Below are 19,956 nucleotides of genomic sequence, written 5' to 3'. Positions count from 1 at the left end.
CAGCTTCGGCTGCTCTTTTGCATTTCGAGACCACACTTATGAAAGCCGCCGAAACCCGCATCCTTGAACTGCGCGCTGAGCTGGATCAGCACAACTACCGCTATCACGTCCTCGACGAGCCGAGCATCCCGGACGTTGAGTACGACCGGCTGTTCCACGAGCTGAAAGCGCTGGAGGCGGAGAACCCGCATCTGGTGACCCCGGACTCGCCGACCCAGCGGGTGGGCAGTGCGGCGCTGTCGGCGTTCACTCAGGTGCGCCACGAAATTCCCATGCTGAGCCTGGGCAACGCCTTCGAAGAAACCGACATGCTCGAGTTCGATCGCAGGGTCAACGAAGGGCTGGACCTGCCCGCTGCTTCGAAGAAGGTGGAATACAGCTGCGAGCCGAAACTCGACGGCCTGGCGGTGAGCCTGCTGTACCAGAACGGCGCGCTGGTGCGTGGCGCCACCCGCGGCGACGGTACCACCGGCGAAGACATCAGCGTCAACGTGCGCACCGTGCGCAACATCCCGCTGAAGCTGCACGGCAAGGGCTGGCCGGACACCCTTGAAGTGCGCGGTGAAGTGTTTATGTCCAAGGCCGGTTTCGAGCGTCTGAATGCCAGTCAGCTGGAAGTGGGCGGCAAGACCTTCGCCAATCCGCGCAACGCGGCGGCCGGCAGCCTGCGCCAGCTGGATTCGAAAATCACCGCCAACCGTCCGCTGGAATTCTGCTGCTATGGCATCGGCCAGGTGTCCCACGACATCGCCGACACCCACACCGGCAACCTGCAGCAGCTGAAAGAGTGGGGCATGCCGATCAGCCGCGAGATGAAAATCGCCCACGGCATCGAGGACTGCCTGAAGTACTACCACGACATCGGCGAGAAACGTCTGTCGCTGCCGTACGAAATCGACGGTGTGGTGTTCAAGGTGAACAGCATTGCCGCCCAGCGCGAGCTGGGTTTCCGCGCCCGCGAACCGCGTTGGGCGATCGCCCATAAATTCCCTGCCATGGAAGAACTCACCGAGCTGCTCGACGTCGAGTTCCAGGTCGGCCGCACCGGCGCCGTCACGCCGGTCGCCCGTTTGAAGCCGGTGAAAGTCGCCGGTGTGACCGTCGCCAACGCGACGCTGCACAACATGGACGAAGTGGCGCGTCTGGGCCTGATGATCGGCGACACGGTGATCATCCGCCGCGCCGGCGACGTGATTCCCCAGGTGGTGCAGGTTGTTCAGGAGCGCCGCCCGAAAGACGCGCGTGCTGTTGAGATACCGCAGACCTGCCCGGTGTGTGGTTCGCAGGTCGAGCGTACGCAACTGATCAAACGCAGCAAGGGCAAGGAAACCATCAGCGAGGGCGCGGTGTATCGCTGCGTCGGCCGTCTGGCCTGCGGTGCACAGCTGAAACAGGCGATCATCCATTACGTCTCGCGCCGGGCGATGGACATCGAAGGGCTGGGCGACAAAACCATCGAGCAACTGGTGGACGAGAAGCTCATTGGTTCGCCCGCCGATCTGTACAAGCTGACGTACGAGCAGATCATCGACCTGGAGGGTTTTGCCGAGATCTCCAGCAAGAAGCTGCTCAAGGCCATCGATGACAGCAAACAGCCGACGCTGGCGCGCTTCATCTATGCGCTGGGCATTCCAGACGTGGGCGAGGAGACGGCGAAGGTGCTGGCGCGCTCGCTGGGTTCGCTGGATCGGGTGATTGTGGCGCTGCCGGAGGTGCTGACGTATTTGCCGGACGTGGGCCTGGAAGTCGCCCATGAGATCCACAGTTTCTTCGAGGACGAGCACAACCAGAAGGTGATCGGCGCCTTGCTCGGCGAATGCCAGATGCAGCTGCAGGACACGGGCGACCTGGGCGCGGAGTTCGCGGCGAGCGCGACCCTGGGCGGCATGCTGGACAAGCTGAATATTCCATCGGTGGGGCCGGGTGCGGCGCAGAAGCTGGCGGACAAGTTCGGCACCCTTGAGGCGGTCGTCAAGGCGGACTGGCTGGATATGCGCCAGACCCTGCCGGAGAAGCAGGCGCAGGCGGTGAGGGCGTTTTTCGATGTGCCGGAGCATGCGCAGCGGGCGTTGGCGATCGAGCAGCAGCTGAAGGATTTCGGCATGCACTGGCAGAGCGAGAAGAAGGTGGTCGAGGGCTTGCCGCTGGCAGGGCAGACGTGGGTCCTGACTGGTTCACTGGAGTTGATGAGCCGGGATGTGGCGAAGGAGAAGCTGGAGGGACTGGGGGCGAAGGTGTCCGGTTCGGTCTCGGCGAAGACCCACACGGTGGTGGCCGGGCCGGGGGCGGGCTCGAAGTTGACCAAGGCAAATGAGCTGGGCTTGAAGGTGCTCGACGAAGAAGCGTTTATGGGGTTTCTGAAGCAGCATGGCGTTGATTTAAGCTAGATCAAGATCAAGGGCGTCGGCCTAACGGCCTCGGTTTCGCCTTCGGCGAGTTACTTGGAAAAGCACCCCAAGTAACCAAGGGTGCCTGCTCCTGGTTTGGCTCCTCCTGCGTCGGAGTACCTTCACTCCGGTCTCGCTCCGTGGGCCCGCGCCGAACGGACATCCATGTCCTGACGGCGCTCTCGCCGCATCCATGCGGCTCGACCCACTGCGCAAGACCTGCGTTCAGCCTGCACCCAAGTCGCGATTGGCGGTGACTGAGCTTTTTGTGTACGAAGATCAAAAGCAGATCAAAAGCAGATCAAAAGCTTCCCGGCTGAAGCCGGGGGGTCCCACGGTCGAGGTCTGCCGCTAGTCTCGCGGAATGCACGCGTTGCCGTTACTGGGACCGGCTTCAGCCGGGAAGGTGGCAGTTCAGTCACCATCAGTTTCGCAGTTCGGCAACCGATCGTACCCACGCTCCGCGTGGGCACGCATCCCCAAGACGCTCCGCGTCATCCAGGGACGCGGAGCGTGGAAACGATTAGCAGAAACAACCCGCACCCCGTAGGACCGGCTTCAGCCGGGAAGCACTTGATCTGCTTTTGATCTTGATCTTCATACACAGCCAGCCCGGACACCGCCAATCGCGACTTGGGTGCAGGCCGAACGCAGACGACGCGGAGTGGGCCGAGCGGCATGGATGCCGCGAGAGCGCCGCTAGGACATGGATGTCCGTTCGGCGCGTGCCCTCGGAGCGTCGTCGAAGTGAGGGAACCCTGACGAAGTCGGGCCCAACCGAGAGCAAGCACCCTTGGTTACTTGGGGTGCTTTTCCAAGTAACTCGCCGAAGGCGAAACAGTCCCGCCGTTAGGCGGGACCAAGAGTAAGCACAGATCCCACGGAACCCCCGCCACCCTTGGCGATCTAGTGCTTGCAGCCCCATCAGGATATCGCCATGTTCCAGTTCTTCGAGCAACTCAGCACACGGATCGCGGCGCCGTTCGCCGGTGAGAGCAAACGCAACAGCAAAGTCTGGCAATGCCATTGCGGACAGTCGGTGTTTTTCCGCAACAGCCAGTGCCTGGCCTGCTCCGCAGCGTTGGGGTATCTCCCCGAGCAGAGCAAGATTGCCGCCCTGGAACCGGGACCCGAGCCACAGACCTGGCGTCTCAGCGACGAGCCCCAGGCCGGGCTCTACCGCCGTTGCGCCAACCTCGACACAGCGGCGGCCTGCAACTGGGTGTTCCCCGCGCTGAACGCCGGAGAATTCTGCATCGCCTGCAGCCTCAACAAAACCATCCCCGACCTGTCCGTGCCTGAAAACCCCGAGCGCTGGGGCAAGATCGAGACCGCCAAGCGCCGGTTGGTGGCGCAGTTGATCACCCTCGGCCTTCAGGTCATTCCCAAAAGCGTGGATGAAGAGCGCGGTCTGGCCTTCGAATTCCTCGGTGTCGACCTGGAAGGCAACCTGCCCACGACCGGCCACGCCAATGGCTTGATCACCCTCAACGTCGAAGAAGCCGACGACGCCATTCGTGAGAAGGTTCGGGTGCAGATGCACGAACCCTATCGCACGCTCCTTGGGCATTTCCGTCATGAAGTGGGCCATTACTACTGGGACCGCCTGATTGCCGACACCTACTGGCAGGACGGTTTCCGCAACCTGTTCGGCGACGACCGTGCCAGCTACGCCGACGCCCTGGATCATCACTACCAGAACGGCGCGCCGGCCGACTGGCAGCAGAGTTTCGTCAGCGCCTACGCCACCATGCACCCATGGGAAGACTGGGCCGAAACCTGGGCGCATTACCTGCACATGATGGACGCGGTCGACACCGCCCTGAGCCTGGGCATGAGCGCCCGGGACATGGACCTCGACTACCAGCCGTTCCCCCTGGAGACCTTGTACGACCCTCAGCATCCGGGCGGTCCGGCGTTCCTCTCGTTTGTCAACGCGTGGATCGAACTGGCGGGCATGCTCAATGAGTTGTCCCGCGCCATGGGGCAGGCGGATTTCTATCCGTTCGTGCTGCCCCCGGCTGTCATCACAAAGCTGCATTTCATCCATCTGGTCATACAGGGTGCTGGCGGCAAGGCTGATGAAGTGCTGCAAGTGCAGTAAAACCCTCAGGTGGGTGACTGCAAAAAATGCTTGGTACGAAGCGGTGAAAGGGAATTCACCGCTTGTCTGCGATGCCTGCATGGGAGAAAAAGCGGTGCTATTTTCCCTATACATATCGTTTTGATACTACTGGCGAAGCGATCTGCGAAGCGGTCTAAAAGGGATTTCAGCCATGGTCACCAGTGCTCCATTGCCCAAGAACGAGCGTTCCCGGCTTTCGCGCATCACCCACATGGGGCTCATCGATGCGACCGCGGACGATGTACTCGATCACGTCGTAACAATGGTGACCCATTACTTTCAGGTTCCCATTGCCCTCGTTTCCATCGTCAGTGAGCACCGCCAGTGGTTTCGGGCACGGGCAGGCCTTGAAGAGCGTGAGACGCCCCGCGAAATCGCCTTCTGCGCCTACACCATCCTTAGTCACGAGACGTTTCAGGTCCCTGATGCGATGCTCGACCCGCGCTTCAGGGACAATCCGCTGGTGACCGGCGAGCCGCACATTCGCTTCTATGCCGGCGTGCCGCTGGTGACCGCCGATGGCCTGGCCCTGGGCACGTTGTGCATCATCGACAGCACGCCTCGGCCGCCACTCGACCCGCGCGACCTGGCGATGCTGGAGATGTATGGCCAGTTGGTGATGAAGCGCCTCAACAACCTGCGCCACGCCAGCTATGTCGACCAGCCCACCGGTTTGTTCAACCGCCTGCGCCTGGAAGAAGACCTCGCCGCCCTGGCCGATCGGCGCAAATACGCGCTGGTTGCGCTGGACATGGTTGCGCCGGCGTTCCTCGACAGCATCGTCAAAGCGCTGGGCTACAGCTTTGCCCAGGAGCTGGTGCGCTGCATGATCGAGAACTGCCGCAGCCAGTTGCCTGCCGACACCGCGCTGTACAAAGTCAGCCCCACGCGCATCGCGCTGATCACCCGTCATGCCCGCCCGGAGCAGGCCGAGACCGTCTTCCGGCAACTGCTGGAGCATTTCCGGCGGCCGCTGATCTGCCGCAACATCCCCATTCAGATGGACGTCGGCATCGGCGTGCTGCCGTTGGGCCTGGACCGCTGCGACGAGCATGACTGGATTCGGCTGGTGGTCAGCGCGGCGGACGAGGCCCGCGGCAAGTCGACAGGTTGGCGCTGGTACGAGCCGCACCTGGACTTCGCCCAGCAACGGGCTTTTCTGCTGCTGGCTTCGCTGGCCGAAGCCGTGCGCAGCCCGGATCAGCTGTCGCTGGTCTACCAGCCGAGGCTGGAAGTGGCGACCGGCCGCATCGTGACTGTCGAAGCGCTGCTGCGTTGGCAACATCCCATGCTGGGCCCGATCAGCCCAATGGAATTCATTCCCTTGGCGGAAAAGACCGCGTTGATTCGCTCCCTCAGCCTGTGGGTGCTGAAAAAGGCCGTTGCGCAAGCGGCGATCTGGCAGGCGCAGGGCTATGCCTTCAAAGTGGCAATGAACGTGTCGGCAATCGATCTGGCCAACTCATCGTTCAGCGACGCGCTGTTCGAGCAATTGGCGGTCAGCGGCCTCGATCCAAGTGGCTTCGAGCTTGAATTCACCGAAAGCGCTCTGTGCGACAACCCTGAAGTCACCCGGCTTCAACTGGAGCGCCTGCGCGGATTGAACATCGACATTGCCATCGACGACTTCGGCACCGGCTACAGCAACTGGACCTACCTGCGGCAACTGCCGGCCAACACGGTCAAGCTCGACAAGTCGCTGGTGGAAAACATCGACAGCAATGACAAGGATCGCGGGCTGGTGGAAGCCATCGTTGATCTGACGAAGCGCCTTGGCTATCGCGTCGTCGCGGAAGGGGCGGAAACCGAAAGCGTCTATGAAATCCTCTGCGAACTGGGCTGTCACGAGGTGCAGGGTTTCCTTGTTGCCTGCCCCATGAGCGTCAGCGCGCTGGAACACTGGATGAACGTCGAGCGCCGCAGCAAGGTCCGGCAGTTGCGATCTTTGGCCCGTTGAGTCCTCACAGCGTGAGGAGCATCAACCGCTCAAAGCCGGGCTGATCCCCGTTGCGCTCTGGCAATTCCTGCCAACCCAACGCTAGGTACAGCTGGCGCGCCGAGTGATTGCCGGTCTCCACGGCCAGCATCAATTGCTCCGTGTCTGGCCATAATGCTTGCGTCAATTCTGGCAGCGCGCGCAGGCACTGTTTGCCCAACCCCAGGCCCTGAAACCGACGATCGATCATCAGCGCGTGCAGCGTGGTGGTGACGATCGCGTGGTCACGTGCCCAATCCGGCAACAGCGACCTGCGCTTGAGGACAAAAAAGCCCCGGGGGATGTCGTCCTTCAGCAGCGCGAAGCCCTGTCTGTCGGCGGCGGGACGCGCGGTCAGCGTGTGCAGACCACCATGAATGTCGCCGACGTGGCGGATCTGCTCGGGCAACAGCTCGATCTCCAGCAACTGGTGCTGTTGCGTAGGGGAGAGGGATTCATGGCGGGTGAACGCGAAAGGCATCGGTGATTCCTGGGTCTTGCGCCTTGGCGGTGCCGTGCAGGAGGCAAGCCACTTGCTGGCGGGCGGCGAAAATACAGGCGCCATTGTGCCGCATCCCGCGGCTTGACGGCTGCGTCGTGTACGTCGCAAGGGCTGGGATACGCTCAAAATCTTAATCTGAAACAAGAGGTTGTAACTTCGCGCGAGACCGGTACAATGGCGCGGCTCGCCACTGGCGAGCGTCGTTATGGTGACCCCATCGGTCCCCCCGCAACGATTACCCGTGAACCTGGTCAGAGCCGGAAGGCAGCAGCCACAGCGGGAACATTGTGTGCCGGGGTGTGGCTGGTGGGGTTGCCTCCATAACGCAAGCCGTTGAGTTCTCAACGCTTTCTCAGTCAAAAATCTCGAAGTGTGACCGCGTTCAGATACACCTAAGTGGTGCATCACGCTAGGCCTTCCAGCGTTAATCAAACGTCTCTCCCGCATTCAATGCACGTATCGCTCACCCTGTGACTCTCCGCGCGGCACGCGGTATCTACAAGTGAATTTCCTGCATCCAGGCAGACGCTGATCATTAAGCAATGAAGTGCCGGGCAGACGCTTACACGTTGATTCGTGAGCTGTCTGTTGACGCATGCGAGACATTAAGGGCCTCCAGCACTGCGCTGTCGCCTGATGCGAGATTGGCTGCGTAGTTATCGGGATACTGCGCTTTTTCTATCGGTGGAAGTTCATTGTAGTGAGCCAGCATCATGAACAGTGTTTGAGTGCTCTTTCCGGTCTCGTTGTACTCGTCGACATAGCGCCGGCAGATTGCTCTTTTCCAGACCTCCTCCTGATCGTACTTTTCCGAATAAGCCGCTTTTCGTTCGTTGAGGGTGTACGCGCCAGCTTCGTCATACACGATCAAGGTGAGCTGTTTTAGAGACATACCTGAAAACGGGTTCGTCCCTGATCCATTGGTAAACCGGGTGGCCTGTATGGCTCTTTCAAGCAGTTCGGGATCTTCAGTGTCAGGTGTTTCTGCATCATGCACGGCTTTGTCGCCGTAATAGCTACTGCCAGTCAATTTCTCGATGACGTCCTTCGCCAGTGAGGCGAGCTGTTTCGAATCGAGTCGATTGTCGCGGGACTCAGCGCGCGCGGCGCTATCGTTCAATTGCCGAGAAAACGTTGATAACGTCGCGCTATCAACGTCTCTCGTTGCAGGTGACACGTCTTTGGTATCAGCGCTAACGGCGGCCACGGAGGCAGTCTTGGCAACTGTCTTGATTGTATTAGTGGCCAGAACGCTGGAAATAGAATCGCTGGCAATCATGTTTGCGTCCTCGCAACGTAAGCCACGTCCATGGCAACTTGTATGGAGGAATGTCGGCGTGAAACGGAACAACTTGAGGTTCTCCTCTCCCGGCTAGGGCTCAACGGTCCCTGACGGTAAGCGTCCGCCCCATCACGTTGACTGGTCGGGCATCCACCGCACGCCAGCCCTCGGCTCAGGAGTAACAACAATGACAACCGACACCCCATCACCCCTCGCTCCAACACCCCCCATCAAACTCGTACTCTTCGACCTGCTCACCGCTTTGCTGGATTCCTGGACCCTGTGGAATTCAGTCGCCGGATCCGACGAGCTGGGCCGCGCCTGGCGCATGGCCTACCTGAAGGCGACCTACGGATGCGGCCGCTACCGCCCGTATGACACGCTGGTCGAGGAAGCGACTCTGGAAGTCGGCCTGGGCAAGCATGCAGCCGCAGAACTCGATCGGCGCTTCGGGGGGTTGCAGCCCTGGCCGGAAGCCAATGCAGTGCTCGACGCCCTCAAGCCCCATTACAAGCTCGGTATCGTCACCAACTGTTCCGAGCGCCTGGGCCACCTCGCGGCGGACGTGCTGGGTATCCCGTTTGACGTGGTGATTACCTCGGAGAAAGCCGGCTTTTATAAGCCGCACCCAGCGCCTTATCGTCTGGCGCTGGACACCTTGGGTGTCGATGCCAGCCATGCCGTGTTTGTCACGGGTTCGGCCTACGACCTGTTCGGCACGGCGAAGGTGGGGCTGCCGACGATCTGGCATAACCGCATCGGCCTGTCGGCGCCCGACGGCGCGCCGGCGCCTCTGATCACGCGGCCTACGCTGGAAACCCTGGCCGCAGACCTGGCGGAAAAGACGTCAGCAAAGTGAACCAATCGCCTCGGCACATTCAAATAAATCTGCCCTCCATTTGGATCAATACGATAGTCTTCGCACCATTGTCGATACGGACACCTGACTGGAACGCGATTGATGGCCCCTGATGACTATCTGGTAATGAGCAGCGCGGAGTGGGCGGGGCTGCGCGCCAGTACGCCATTGACGTTGTCCGAAGAAGACCTGGCCGCATTGCGAGGCGTGAACGAGGACATCTCGCTTGAGGATGTCGCCAACATCTACCTGCCGTTGTCGCGCTTGATCAATCTGCACGTCAGCGCGGCGCGCAATCTCGACAGCATCAAGGACACCTTTCTCGGACGCCCTGCCAAACGCCAGACCTATGTGGTCGCGGTGGCAGGCAGCGTCGCCGTCGGCAAGAGCACCTTCGCCCGGGTGCTGCAGGCGCTGATGGCGCGCTGGCCGGATCATCCCCGGGTTGACCTGATCACCACCGACGGTTTTCTGCACCCCAATGCCCGGCTCGTCGCCGACGGCATCATGCACCGCAAGGGCTTTCCGGAGAGCTACGATCGCAAGCGCATGGTCAAGTTTCTCTCCGACCTCAAGGCCGGCACGCCGGAAATCAGCGCCCCGGTCTATTCCCACATCAGTTACGACATCGTCCCCGACCAGTTTCTTAAGGTCAGCCAGCCCGACATTTTGATCTTCGAAGGGCTGAACGTGTTGCAGACCGAGGGCAACGACGGGCAGAAGCCGGGCAGCATCGTCTCGGACTTCTTCGATTTTTCAATCTATCTCGACGCCGAAGAGGGCGATATCGAGCGCTGGTACGTCGAGCGCTTCCTGATGCTGCAACGCACCGCGTTTCGCGCGCGAGGCGCCTATTTTCGTGAACTGGCCGACCTGCCGCCGGAGAAATCCCCTGACGCGGCGCGCAAGATCTGGCACGACATCAACCGGCCCAATCTGCTGGAAAACATCTTGCCGACCCGAGAGCGCGCCAGCCTTGTGGTGCGTAAGGCGTCGGATCATTCGGTGAAGGAATTGTGGCTACGCTGATGGGCAAATCGATTGCAGGCGTGTCGGCATTGTTCGCGCTGTGCGTCTGCACTGCCGCTCTGGCGGACGGCAACAAGTTGCTGCTCGAATGCCAGGATGGCATCAACAGCATGAGCGGCGGCGTGGCGCAGAACGGCGTGGGTGTCGGCCATTGCGTCGGGGTGTTGCAAGCGACGATGGACACCCTGGATCTGTTCCATGAAGCAGGCGGATTGCCCCGGCTGGTGTGCGTGCCCGAAGGCGGTATTCCAATGATTCAGTCGATGCGCATCATCGTACAGTCCTTACAGGCGCATCCCGAGAGTCTGCATCTGAATGAATCAGTGTTGGTTGTCGCGGCGTTGAAAAACGCCTTTCCCTGTCAGTAACCCTCACGTTTTACGCTAGCCTGTTGCTTGATCCTGACGTGATATCCAGGTCGATCTGTGCCGCCGCGTCTGCGACGGCCTCCAGCAAGGATGCCGACGATGCGTGTCAACTCACTGATTGTGCTGTTACTCACCGGGCTTGTGGCAGCCACTTACGGCTTCGGGATCTACCTCTTTGCCCAACTGGTGCCGGACATGCGCGCCAGCCTGGGCTTCGACATCGCTTACGTGGGCACCATCACCGCAACCGGACAGGCAGGCTTTCTTGCCAGCGCGCTGTTGGCGGCCTGGCTGACGCCTCGCGTTGGCGGCGGTTGGGTGATCTTAGGATCGGGCGCCGTGTGCGCGTTGGCCTTGCTGCTCATGCCCCTGGCGCATCACGTGGTGTTGATCGGTCTGCTGTTGACGATTCTGGCTGGCACGGCAGCGACCGTGTTTGTGCCGATGGTCGACGTGATCGCCCGCGCCGTGCCCTATCGATACCGCGGCATGGCCATGGGGCTGGTGTCGAGCGGCACCAGTTACGGCGTGTTCATCAACAGCCTGCTGGTGCCGCTTTATGCGCCCCGGGGCGAGTGGCGCACGGTGTGGTGGATCGTCGGGGTGATCACCGTTTTGCTGGTCGTCGGTGTGTTTCTGGCGTTCAAGCGTGCGCGGTTGTTTGTTCGCGAAGGCGAAGACGGCAGTGATGCAACACCGGGCGCAGGCGTGCTGCGTGACGCGCTGCAGGGCTGGGTTTACGCCGTCTGGTCGATGAATTTTCTGATCGGCTTTTCGACCTTTCCGTTTCAGAACTACCTGTCATCCTACCTGCGCACTGAGCTGCATTTCGGCGTCGAGTACACCGCGCAGATCTGGGCCAGCATCGGTTTCGTCGGCATGTTCAGCGGCCTGGCGCTTGGCGCATTGTCGGACCGCATCGGCCTGCGTGCGGCCATGCTGATGGTGTACGTCTGCGTGGCGACGGCAGCGTTGATTCTGGTCATCGCGCCGACCGGCTACTGGCCGCTGGTGGCAGGCGTGGTATTCGCCGTGGCGTTCTATCCGATCTTCGGACTGATCCCGGCGTACGTGTCGAAGATGGCGAAGGGCGCGGCGCTGGCCGTGACCATATTTGGCATCGCCAACATCATGCAGGGCGTCGGCGGCATGCTCGGCAATTATTGCGCCGGACTGCTGGCGAGCCTGAGCGGCTCGTTCGTTGCCGTGTATGGGGTCATTGCGGGGGTGGCCGTTGTGCTAGGTGTGCTGACAGTTTGCTTGCCGAACGAGCGTGGTAGCGCGGACATGAGGAGTGAACACGCCACGAATCCGTAGGAGCCGGCTCGCTGGCGAACGCAGTCTGTCTGGCAATACCTGCATGTCTGAACCACCGCATTCGCCAGCAAGCCGGCTCCTACAGAGTATTCGTGCGCCGAACATTTCAGATGTGACCGAGATCAACTGTAGGAGCGCGCTTGCCCGCGAAAACTATCAGCTCGCGACATCTATGTGCCTGACTGACCGCATTCGCGGGCAAGCGCGCTCCTGCAGGTTTTGGGCCCGCCGCCCATTGCGTGTTTGACGTAAATCCACCGTAGGAGCCGGCTTGCTGGCGAAAGCACTCTGACTGGCGATGCCTGCATGTCTGAACCACCGCGTTCGCCAGCAAGCCGGCTCCTACAGAGTATGCGTACGCCGAACATTGCAGATGTTGCCGAGATCAACTGTAGGAGCGCGCTTGCCCGCGAAAACTATCAGCTCGCGACATCTATGTGCCTGACTGACCGCATTCGCGGGCAAGCGCGCTCCTGCAGGTTTTGGGCCTGACGCCCACTGCGTGTTTGACGGAAATCCACCGTAGGAGCCGGCTCGCTGGCGAACGCAGTCTGTCTGGCAATACCTGCATGTCTGATCCACCGCATTCGCCAGCAAGCCGGCTCCTACAGAGTATTCGTGCGCCGAACATTGCAGATGTTGCCGAGATCAACTGTAGGAGCGCGCTTGCCCGCGAAAAATATCAGCCCGCGACATCTATGTGCCTGACTGACCGCATTCGCGGGCAAGCGCGCTCCTGCAGGTTCTGGGCCTGACGCCCACTGCGTGTTTGACGTAAATCCACCGTAGGAGCCGGCTCGCTGGCGAACGCAGTCTGTCTGGCAATACCTGCATGTCTGATCCACCGCGTTCGCCAGCAAGCCGGCTCCTACAGAGTAGGCGTACGCCGAACATTGCAGATGTTGCCGAGATCAACTGTAGGAGCGCGCTTGCCCGCGAAAACTATCAGCCCGCGACATCTATGTGCCTGACTGACCGCATTCGCGGACAAGCGCGCTCCTACAGGTTTTGGGCCTGACGCCCGCTGGATGTTTGACGTAAATCCACCGTAGGAGCCGGCTTGCTGGCGAACGCAGTCTGTCTGGCAATACCTGCATGTCTGAACCACCGCGTTCGCCAGCAAGCCGGCTCCTACAGAGTAGGCGTACGCCGAACATTGCAGATGTTGCCGAGATCAACTGTAGGAGCGCGCTTGCCCGCGAAAAATATCAGCCCGCGACATCTATGTGCCTGACTGACCGCATTCGCGGGCAAGCGCGCTCCTGCAGGTTTTGGGCCTGACGCCCACTGCGTGTTTGACGTAAATCCACTGAAACGGCCGTCAGCGGCTGCGCACCCACGCTACGCCGGAAACTGCAGCGCGTTGGTCAGATCCCCCATCGGCGTCTGACTGCGTGCGGCCATGGCGTTGTCGCGCTCGGTCAATCCGTCCAGTTTCTCCAGACCGTGCACCCGCGTAATCAGACGCAGGATTGAGGCGGTGTCGTACACCGTGTGGTCGACCGTGCCTTTGCGCGCGAACGGTGAGATGACGATCGCCGGCACCCGCGTGCCCGGTCCCCAGCGGTCGCCCTTCGGCGGCGCAACGTGGTCCCACCAGCCGCCGTTTTCATCGACAGTGATGACGATCACCATGTTCTTCCACTGCGGGCTGTTGCGCAGCACTTTGATGGCGCGATCGATGTGTCGGTCGCCGGCCGCAACGTCCGCATAACCGGCGTGCATGTTGAGGTTGCCCTGGGGTTTGTAGAAGGTCACGGCGGGCAGCTTCCCGGCCTCGGCGTCGGCCAGGAATTTATTGGTGGACGACTCGTCGCCCAGCCCGCCGTCGCGCAGGCGCTTCTTGCGCTCGGCCGGGTTGTCCGGGCCCTGCTGCTTGAAGTAGTTGAACGGCTGATGGTGGTACTGGAAGTTCGGGATCTTCGGGATGCCGGTCGAATCCTTGTACTCGTCCAGCGTCACCTGCCAGGCGCCGGCGTACCAGGCCCAGTCGACGTTCTTCTTCGAGAGCTTGTCACCGATGTGGTCGTGGGTCTGCGGCACCAGCACGTTGGCCAGCCCCGGTTGCGAATAGTCCGGTTTTTCCTTGTCACGCAGCCAGGTCGGCCAATAGGGCGGGGCCATGGTGTTGACGCCGTAACCGTCCGGCGTCAGCGCGCTCGGTCCGAATTGCGGCGGCCCGGTCATGGCGCTGGCCGGGGATTTCTCCAGCGGTTTGAGCCGATAGTCCAGCGGATCGCTGCTTTCCAGCACGGCGATTTGCGACTTGGCCGGGGAGTTCGCCGCGTCCGGGTAGAAGGGCGCTCGGGCCGAGATCAGGTATTGGTGGTTGAGGAACGATCCGCCGAAAGCGCCCTGGAAGAAGTTGTCGCAGAGCACGAACTCCCTGGCGACGTCCCACAAGCGCAGGGAATATTGGGTCTGGGCGTAGTAGCCCATGGTCAGACCGCCAGAGTCTGCCCACGCCACGAAAGCGTCGTTCTTGCCGCCGTTGATCTGCATCTGATTCTGGTAGAACACGTGCCACAGGTCGCGGGTGACGACGCTCAGTGGCAGGTCTTCGCCGCTCGGGCCTTTGAGGGGGAAGGGCGCATTCGGCAGGTTTTCCTGGTACTGCACGCCTGTGGCGTAGGTCACGCCGTCGACGCTTTGCGGGCCGATCTGGCAGACGCCACCCCAGCACTGCGGCAGGGTGTCGAGGACCTTGCCGTCGCGGTCGCGCTGGCGGTATTGATCGGCTTTAACCGCAGAAAGCGGGTGCTCGACGCCGGGGAAGTTGGCGAACAGGTTATTGAAGCTGCGGTTTTCGCCGTAGATGACCACGATGGTTTTGACGTTTTCCTGCAACGCCTTGTCCAGCGCCGGGCCGGTCAGCATTGCGTCTGTTGCAGACTTGCCTTCAACGCTTGCTTCGGCTGCCCCCACCACACCACTAAGGGTCGCACCAGCGCCCAGGACCGCGACGCCGCCGAGGAAGCGTCGGCGACTGCCATCCACCGGCGCCTGGGGGGCCGAAGCCTGTGCTGGATCTTCCGGTTTTTTGCTCATGGCGGGCGCTCGCATGTGGAGTTCTTACAACGTATGTCGCCGGAGCCTAGCGACGGAATATGACGGGATTGCTACAGCGGTGGGAGACATCAAATTTGCGCTGTGACCCATGACGCCTTCCCGGCTAAAGCCGGTCCCATCGAGTGCGCGCGATCTTTTAGTGGGACCGGCTTCAGCCGGGAAGAGGCCAGTGTGTACGCCATCATGCTTGCGGTGTGTCACATAACGCTTTCCCGGCTAAAGCCAGTCCCACAGCAGGAAACGGCGCAGGTTCAATACGGATCGACGGGATTACCCGAATGCACCTGGTACCGCTCGACAATCCGCTCGATTTCCCCTGACATCTTCATCCTCAGCAGCGTGCGCATGATTCGCTGCGCCGGCACGCTCGGGTCGTTGCGGGCGACGCAGCCCACCGGCTGTTCATCGATGACCCACACGGGCCTGAGTTTCTCGTCGGCTTTCTGGTCACGGTTGTACCAGTCCAGCGACCACTGAGTATCCACGGCGTATCGATAGCGGTGCGCCGAGAGCTTTTGCAGAACCTGCTCCTGGAGTCTGGCGTCTTCACGGATCAAATCCCGGGTGGCAAACATCGGGTCCAGCACCGGGTAGGCGTAGCCCAGCACGGTACCGATGTGGTCGCCCAGAATCGCGCTCAGCTGAAAGGGCGCGGTGTCGTAGGCGCTGCCGACCAGCACATTGCGCTGGGTCAGCAGCGGCAGGCTCCAGGTGTAGTCGCCCGACATGTCCGGCAACCAGGATTGCGCGGCGTAACACCGCACATCGACTTCACCGCGCTCGGTCGCCGCCTGTATGCGCAGCCGTGGATAAACGCGGTATTGAGCGGTCTGGCCGACCTGCCGGGCCAGACTTTCCATGATGTCGAAAAGAATGCCGGCCTCGGGCCCGTTGGGGCCCACCTGCATGAGTGGCATCGACCAACTGTCGGCCACGGCAAAGCGCAGCGGCGGGTCTTGCGCCGCAGCAGACGCGCTCAACACCTCCAAGGCGCTCAAAAGTCCCAAGCCACTCACCCACACTCGCATCCGGATCCCTCGAAGTAACAGCGCGACGCTCGGGCCTGCTGTCCCTTCGCGGAGTCCGGTTGTGAACCGTCTTGCGGAGCCAGGCCAGCCATAATAAAGCGATAAGCGTCGGACACCAGATGCAATTTTGCCCCTGCTCCGCTAGCATTGGCGGTCTTCCGCAACCCAGTCGCGACGGTTTTCAATGAGTTATCAGGTTCTTGCACGTAAATGGCGTCCGCGCTCGTTCCGCGAAATGGTCGGCCAGACCCATGTGCTCAAGGCCCTGATCAACGCGCTGGACAGCCAGCGCCTGCACCATGCGTATTTATTCACTGGCACTCGGGGGGTCGGCAAGACCACCATCGCGCGGATTATCGCCAAGTGCCTGAACTGTGAAACCGGTATCACTTCCACGCCCTGCGGCGAATGCTCGGTGTGCCGCGAGATCGACGAGGGCCGCTTTGTCGACCTGATCGAGATCGACGCCGCCAGCCGCACCAAGGTCGAAGACACCCGGGAGCTGCTCGACAACGTGCAATACGCGCCCAGCCGCGGCCGCTTCAAGGTCTACCTGATCGACGAAGTGCACATGCTCTCCAGTCACTCGTTCAACGCCTTGCTCAAAACGCTTGAAGAGCCGCCGCCTTACGTCAAGTTCATCCTCGCCACCACCGATCCGCAGAAGCTGCCGGCGACCATTCTGTCCCGCTGCCTGCAGTTCTCCCTGAAAAACATGACGCCTGAGCGGGTGGTCGAGCACCTGACCCACGTCCTTGGCGTGGAAAACGTTCCGTTCGAAGACGACGCGCTGTGGCTCCTGGGCCGCGCGGCCGACGGCTCGATGCGTGATGCCATGAGCCTCACCGATCAGGCGATTGCCTTCGGCGAAGGCAAAGTGCTCGCAGCCGACGTGCGCGCCATGCTTGGCACGCTGGATCACGGCCAGGTCTTCGACGTGCTCGCGGCGTTGATCGAGGGTGATGCCCGCTCGTTGCTTGAAGCCGTGCGTCATCTGGCCGAACAGGGTCCCGACTGGAGTGGGGTGCTCTCGGAGATTCTCAACGTATTGCACCGGGTCGCCATTGCCCAGGCACTGCCTGAGGGGGTCGATAACGGCCACGGCGATCGTGATCGCGTGCTGGCGCTGGCCCAGTCATTGCCCGCCGAAGACGTGCAGTTCTACTACCAGATGGGCTTGATCGGTCGCCGCGACCTGCCGCTGGCGCCGGACCCCCGTGGCGGTTTCGAGATGGTGCTGCTGCGTATGCTGGCGTTCCGACCGGCAGACGCCGACAACGCGCCGACGCAGCCGTTAAAGTCAGTGGGGATCAACCCGGCCACGGTTGATTCCCGGACAGCGGTGGCGAGTTCAGCATCCGCAGCATCCCGGCCTCAGACCGCTCCGGCACCTGTCATCGACACGCCGGCGCCTGTCAAGGTGCCCGAGCCTCAACCCGCAGCGGCGAAAGCTGAGGAAGAGATCGATCTACCGTGGAACGAGCCAAAGGTCGCGCCACCAGCCGTCGAGCCCGAGCATGAACCCGAGCCGTCCCCACAGCCCGCGTCCGTCGCCGAAATGCCCGAGCCCGTTCTCGACACCGTCGCCGAGCAGCCAGACCTGACGCCCATGCCAGCGCCAGCCCCGGCAAGCCCAGTGCCCGACGCGCCCGAAGTCGCCTCGCCGGAACAGCTGCAAGCAGCCGCCGACGCCGTGACGCCGCAAATGATCGAGCACGTGCCCGACGCGACGCCTTACGTGCCGGCGCCGATGGAGCGCGATGACGAGCCGCCGCCCGATGACGACTACATCGAGCCGGACATCGACATCGATCCGGCGTCGTTCGCTTATCTCGATGACTTGGCCCACGAAGCCGTCGAAGCGGTGGAGAAGGAGCCCGAGCTGCTTCCGGCGTCCAAGCCTGCCACCGGTCTTGCGGCGGACTGGCTTGAGCTGTTCCCGAAACTGCCAATCTCCGGCATGACCGGCAGCATCGCCGCCAACTGCACGCTGATTTCGGTGGAGGGCGACAATTGGCTGCTGCACCTTGATCCGGCCCACAGCGCACTGTTCAACTCGACCCAGCAGCGCCGCTTGAATGACGCGCTGAACCAATACCATGAACGCACCCTCAACCTGAGTATCGAACTGATCAAGCCCGAGCAGGAAACCCCCGCTCAGGCCGCGGCGCGTCGGCGTGCCGATCGGCAGAAACAGGCCGAGGCGGCGATTCACGGCGATCCGTTCATCCAGCAGATGATGCAGCAGTTCGGTGCGTCTATCCGCGAGGATACGATTGCGCCGGTGGATGCGCCGGCACAGGCGCAGGTCTAGGGACCGATTCAGACCCGATGATTCCCGGGGGCGCTAAGCTGATGGGGCGCCCTGTATGTTCAACGACTTTCTATCCAATGACTTCCGAGGAGTAACTCCCATGATGAAAGGTGGCATGGCAGGCCTGATGAAGCAGGCTCAGCAAGTGCAGGAAAAAATGGCCAAGATGCAGGAAGAGCTGGCCAACGCTGAAGTCACGGGCCAATCCGGCGCCGGTCTGGTCAGCGTGGTCATGACCGGGCGTCACGACGTCAAGCGCGTCAGCCTGGACGACAGCCTGATGCAAGAAGAGAAGGAAATCCTGGAAGACCTGATCGCTGCGGCCGTCAACGACGCGGTACGCAAGATCGAAGCGGCCAGCCAGGAAAAGACCGCCAGCATGACAGCGGGCATGCAGCTGCCGCCGGGCATGAAACTGCCGTTCTGATCGGACGGCTGCTGCCACACCCAAATGCCAGGCCCTCGTGCCTGGCATTTTTGTTTGAGGACGGCGCCAAGGCCGCCCGCATTACGGGTGTCATATGGAACCCCACATCCGACCGAACCCGTCCGGCTGCCCACGGTCTGCTTTCTATACCTTCGCAACCTTCATGGAGCTCCTTCCGATGACCCAAGAATTGATCCTCAACCAGCGTGTGGTCCTGGCCTCCCGCCCCCAGGGCGCACCGACCCCGGAAAACTTCCGACTCGAGCGCGAGGCGCTGCCTGATTTGCAGGACGGCCAGGTGCAGCTGCGCACGCTCTACCTGTCCCTCGATCCCTACATGCGCGGTCGCATGAGTGACGCCCCGTCCTACGCGGCGCCGGTGGAAATCGACGCGGTGATGGAAGGCGGCGCGGTCAGCGTGATCGAGCAGTCGCGCAACCCTAAATTCAAGGAAGGCGATCTGGTGGTCGGTCAGACCGGCTGGCAGACCCACAGCATTTCCGATGGCAGCAATCTGTTGATGGCGCCGAAAGACCTGCCCAGCCCGTCGATGGCAGTGGGCGTGCTCGGCATGCCGGGCATCACCGGTTACATGGGCTTGATGGACATCGGCAAGCCAAAAGCGGGCGAGACCCTGGTCGTCGCCGCAGCCTCCGGGGCGGTCGGTTCAGTGGTCGGCCAAGTGGCCAAGCTCAATGGCCTGCGCGTGGTGGGCGTCGCTGGTGGTGAAGACAAATGCCGTTATGTGGTCGACGAGCTGGGCTTCGACGCTTGCATCGATCACCGCAGCGACGACTTCGCCGAGCAGTTGAAAGCGGCCGTCCCGAACGGCATCGACATCTACTTCGAGCTGGTCGGCGGCAAGGTGCTGGAAGCGGTTATCCCGTTGCTCAACCAACGTGCGCGAGTGCCGTTGTGCGGCCTGATCGCCCACTACAACGCACAAACCCAGCCTGAAGGGCCGAATCAACTGCCACTGCTGATGCGCACGCTGCTGACCAAGCGCGCCAGGATTCAGGGCTTCATCGTCTACGAAGAGTATTACCACCGCCTGGAAGAATTCATGCAGGCCATGATTCCGCTGGTGAAGGACGGCAAGGTGAAATTCCGCGAAGACGTGGTGGAAGGTCTGGAGAACGCGCCGGATGCGTTCATTGGCCTGCTCGACGGCAAGAACTTCGGCAAGCTGGTGGTCAAGGTCTCATGACCCTGATTTGACGGTAATCGGAGGCGCGGGTATAAACCGCGTCTCGTGTTTTTGTCGGACGTTTCTC

14 protein-coding genes and 1 other RNA gene are annotated in these 19,956 nt (G+C 61.6%); 11 read left to right on the top strand and 4 right to left on the bottom strand.

Annotated features, from left to right (window positions below; genetic code table 11):
- Positions 1–38: 38 nt before the first annotated feature.
- The 3 genes from ligA to EC919_RS18390 all read left to right on the top strand — a co-directional run bounded on the left by ligA (position 39) and on the right by EC919_RS18390 (position 6,469).
- Positions 39–2,387 carry an NAD-dependent DNA ligase LigA gene (ligA, locus tag EC919_RS18400; protein ID WP_133775837.1) on the top strand — a complete coding sequence of 783 codons (2,349 nt, stop codon included), beginning with the start codon at positions 39–41 and terminating at the stop codon, positions 2,385–2,387.
- Between the two features lie 937 nt (positions 2,388–3,324).
- Positions 3,325–4,491, top strand: a complete 1,167-nt coding sequence (locus EC919_RS18395; RefSeq protein WP_133775836.1) for a zinc-binding metallopeptidase family protein — start codon at positions 3,325–3,327, stop codon at positions 4,489–4,491.
- Positions 4,492–4,663: 172 nt separating this feature from the next.
- Positions 4,664–6,469, top strand: coding sequence for a putative bifunctional diguanylate cyclase/phosphodiesterase (locus EC919_RS18390; protein WP_133775835.1), 1,806 nt, complete (start codon positions 4,664–4,666; stop codon positions 6,467–6,469).
- Between the two features lie 4 nt (positions 6,470–6,473).
- Here the strand turns inward: EC919_RS18390 and EC919_RS18385 are convergent, their stop codons facing one another.
- Positions 6,474–6,968 carry a GNAT family N-acetyltransferase gene (locus EC919_RS18385; protein WP_133775834.1) on the bottom strand — a complete coding sequence of 165 codons (495 nt, stop codon included), beginning with the start codon at positions 6,966–6,968 and terminating at the stop codon, positions 6,474–6,476.
- A 236-nt stretch (positions 6,969–7,204) separates the two neighbouring features.
- On the opposite strand from EC919_RS18385, the gene ffs reads away from it, so the two are divergent.
- Positions 7,205–7,301: signal recognition particle sRNA small type (gene ffs / locus EC919_RS18380), an RNA gene on the top strand.
- Positions 7,302–7,551: 250 nt separating this feature from the next.
- Here ffs and EC919_RS18375 read toward each other — a convergent pair.
- A complete protein-coding gene (locus tag EC919_RS18375; RefSeq protein ID WP_133775833.1) occupies positions 7,552–8,268 on the bottom strand; it encodes a hypothetical protein in 717 nt (238 codons plus the stop codon).
- Positions 8,269–8,458: 190 nt separating this feature from the next.
- On the opposite strand from EC919_RS18375, the gene EC919_RS18370 reads away from it, so the two are divergent.
- The 4 genes from EC919_RS18370 (at position 8,459) to EC919_RS18355 (ending at position 11,844) form a co-directional block, all read left to right on the top strand.
- Positions 8,459–9,130, top strand: a complete 672-nt coding sequence (locus EC919_RS18370) for an HAD-IA family hydrolase (protein WP_133775832.1) — start codon at positions 8,459–8,461, stop codon at positions 9,128–9,130.
- A 102-nt stretch (positions 9,131–9,232) separates the two neighbouring features.
- On the top strand, positions 9,233–10,159 hold the full coding sequence (gene coaA, locus EC919_RS18365; protein WP_122537290.1) for a type I pantothenate kinase: 927 nt from the start codon (positions 9,233–9,235) through the stop codon (positions 10,157–10,159).
- Positions 10,159–10,527 (top strand): Rap1a/Tai family immunity protein, encoded by a 369-nt coding sequence (locus EC919_RS18360; RefSeq protein WP_133775831.1) that lies wholly within the window; start codon positions 10,159–10,161, stop codon positions 10,525–10,527. Before coaA ends, EC919_RS18360 begins: the two co-directional genes overlap by 1 nt.
- Before the next feature lie 99 nt (positions 10,528–10,626).
- Positions 10,627–11,844, top strand: coding sequence for an MFS transporter (locus EC919_RS18355; protein WP_166650583.1), 1,218 nt, complete (start codon positions 10,627–10,629; stop codon positions 11,842–11,844).
- Positions 11,845–13,185: 1,341 nt separating this feature from the next.
- On the opposite strand, the gene EC919_RS18350 is transcribed toward EC919_RS18355, so the two are convergent.
- Positions 13,186–14,892, bottom strand: coding sequence for an acid phosphatase (locus tag EC919_RS18350; protein ID WP_133775829.1), 1,707 nt, complete (start codon positions 14,890–14,892; stop codon positions 13,186–13,188).
- 272 nt (positions 14,893–15,164) lie between these two features.
- The gene (locus EC919_RS18345; protein ID WP_133775828.1) at positions 15,165–15,941 is read right to left on the bottom strand and encodes a substrate-binding periplasmic protein; all 777 of its coding nucleotides are present in this window, start codon (positions 15,939–15,941) and stop codon (positions 15,165–15,167) included.
- Positions 15,942–16,125: 184 nt separating this feature from the next.
- On the opposite strand from EC919_RS18345, the gene dnaX reads away from it, so the two are divergent.
- The 3 genes from dnaX to EC919_RS18330 all read left to right on the top strand — a co-directional run bounded on the left by dnaX (position 16,126) and on the right by EC919_RS18330 (position 19,889).
- Complete coding sequence (dnaX, locus tag EC919_RS18340) at positions 16,126–18,255, top strand: DNA polymerase III subunit gamma/tau (RefSeq protein WP_133775827.1); 2,130 nt, start codon at positions 16,126–16,128, stop codon at positions 18,253–18,255.
- A 100-nt stretch (positions 18,256–18,355) separates the two neighbouring features.
- Positions 18,356–18,682, top strand: coding sequence for a YbaB/EbfC family nucleoid-associated protein (locus tag EC919_RS18335; RefSeq protein ID WP_133775826.1), 327 nt, complete (start codon positions 18,356–18,358; stop codon positions 18,680–18,682).
- 178 nt (positions 18,683–18,860) lie between these two features.
- A complete protein-coding gene (locus tag EC919_RS18330) occupies positions 18,861–19,889 on the top strand; it encodes an NADP-dependent oxidoreductase (protein ID WP_133775825.1) in 1,029 nt (342 codons plus the stop codon).
- Positions 19,890–19,956 lie beyond the last annotated feature (67 nt).

Origin of the sequence: Pseudomonas graminis (assembly GCF_004364335.1) — a bacterium.
Lineage (GTDB): Bacteria > Pseudomonadota > Gammaproteobacteria > Pseudomonadales > Pseudomonadaceae > Aquipseudomonas > Aquipseudomonas graminis_D.
The sequence above is the reverse complement of the archived record's forward strand: the minus strand, read 5'-3'. Positions and strand labels throughout refer to the sequence as shown.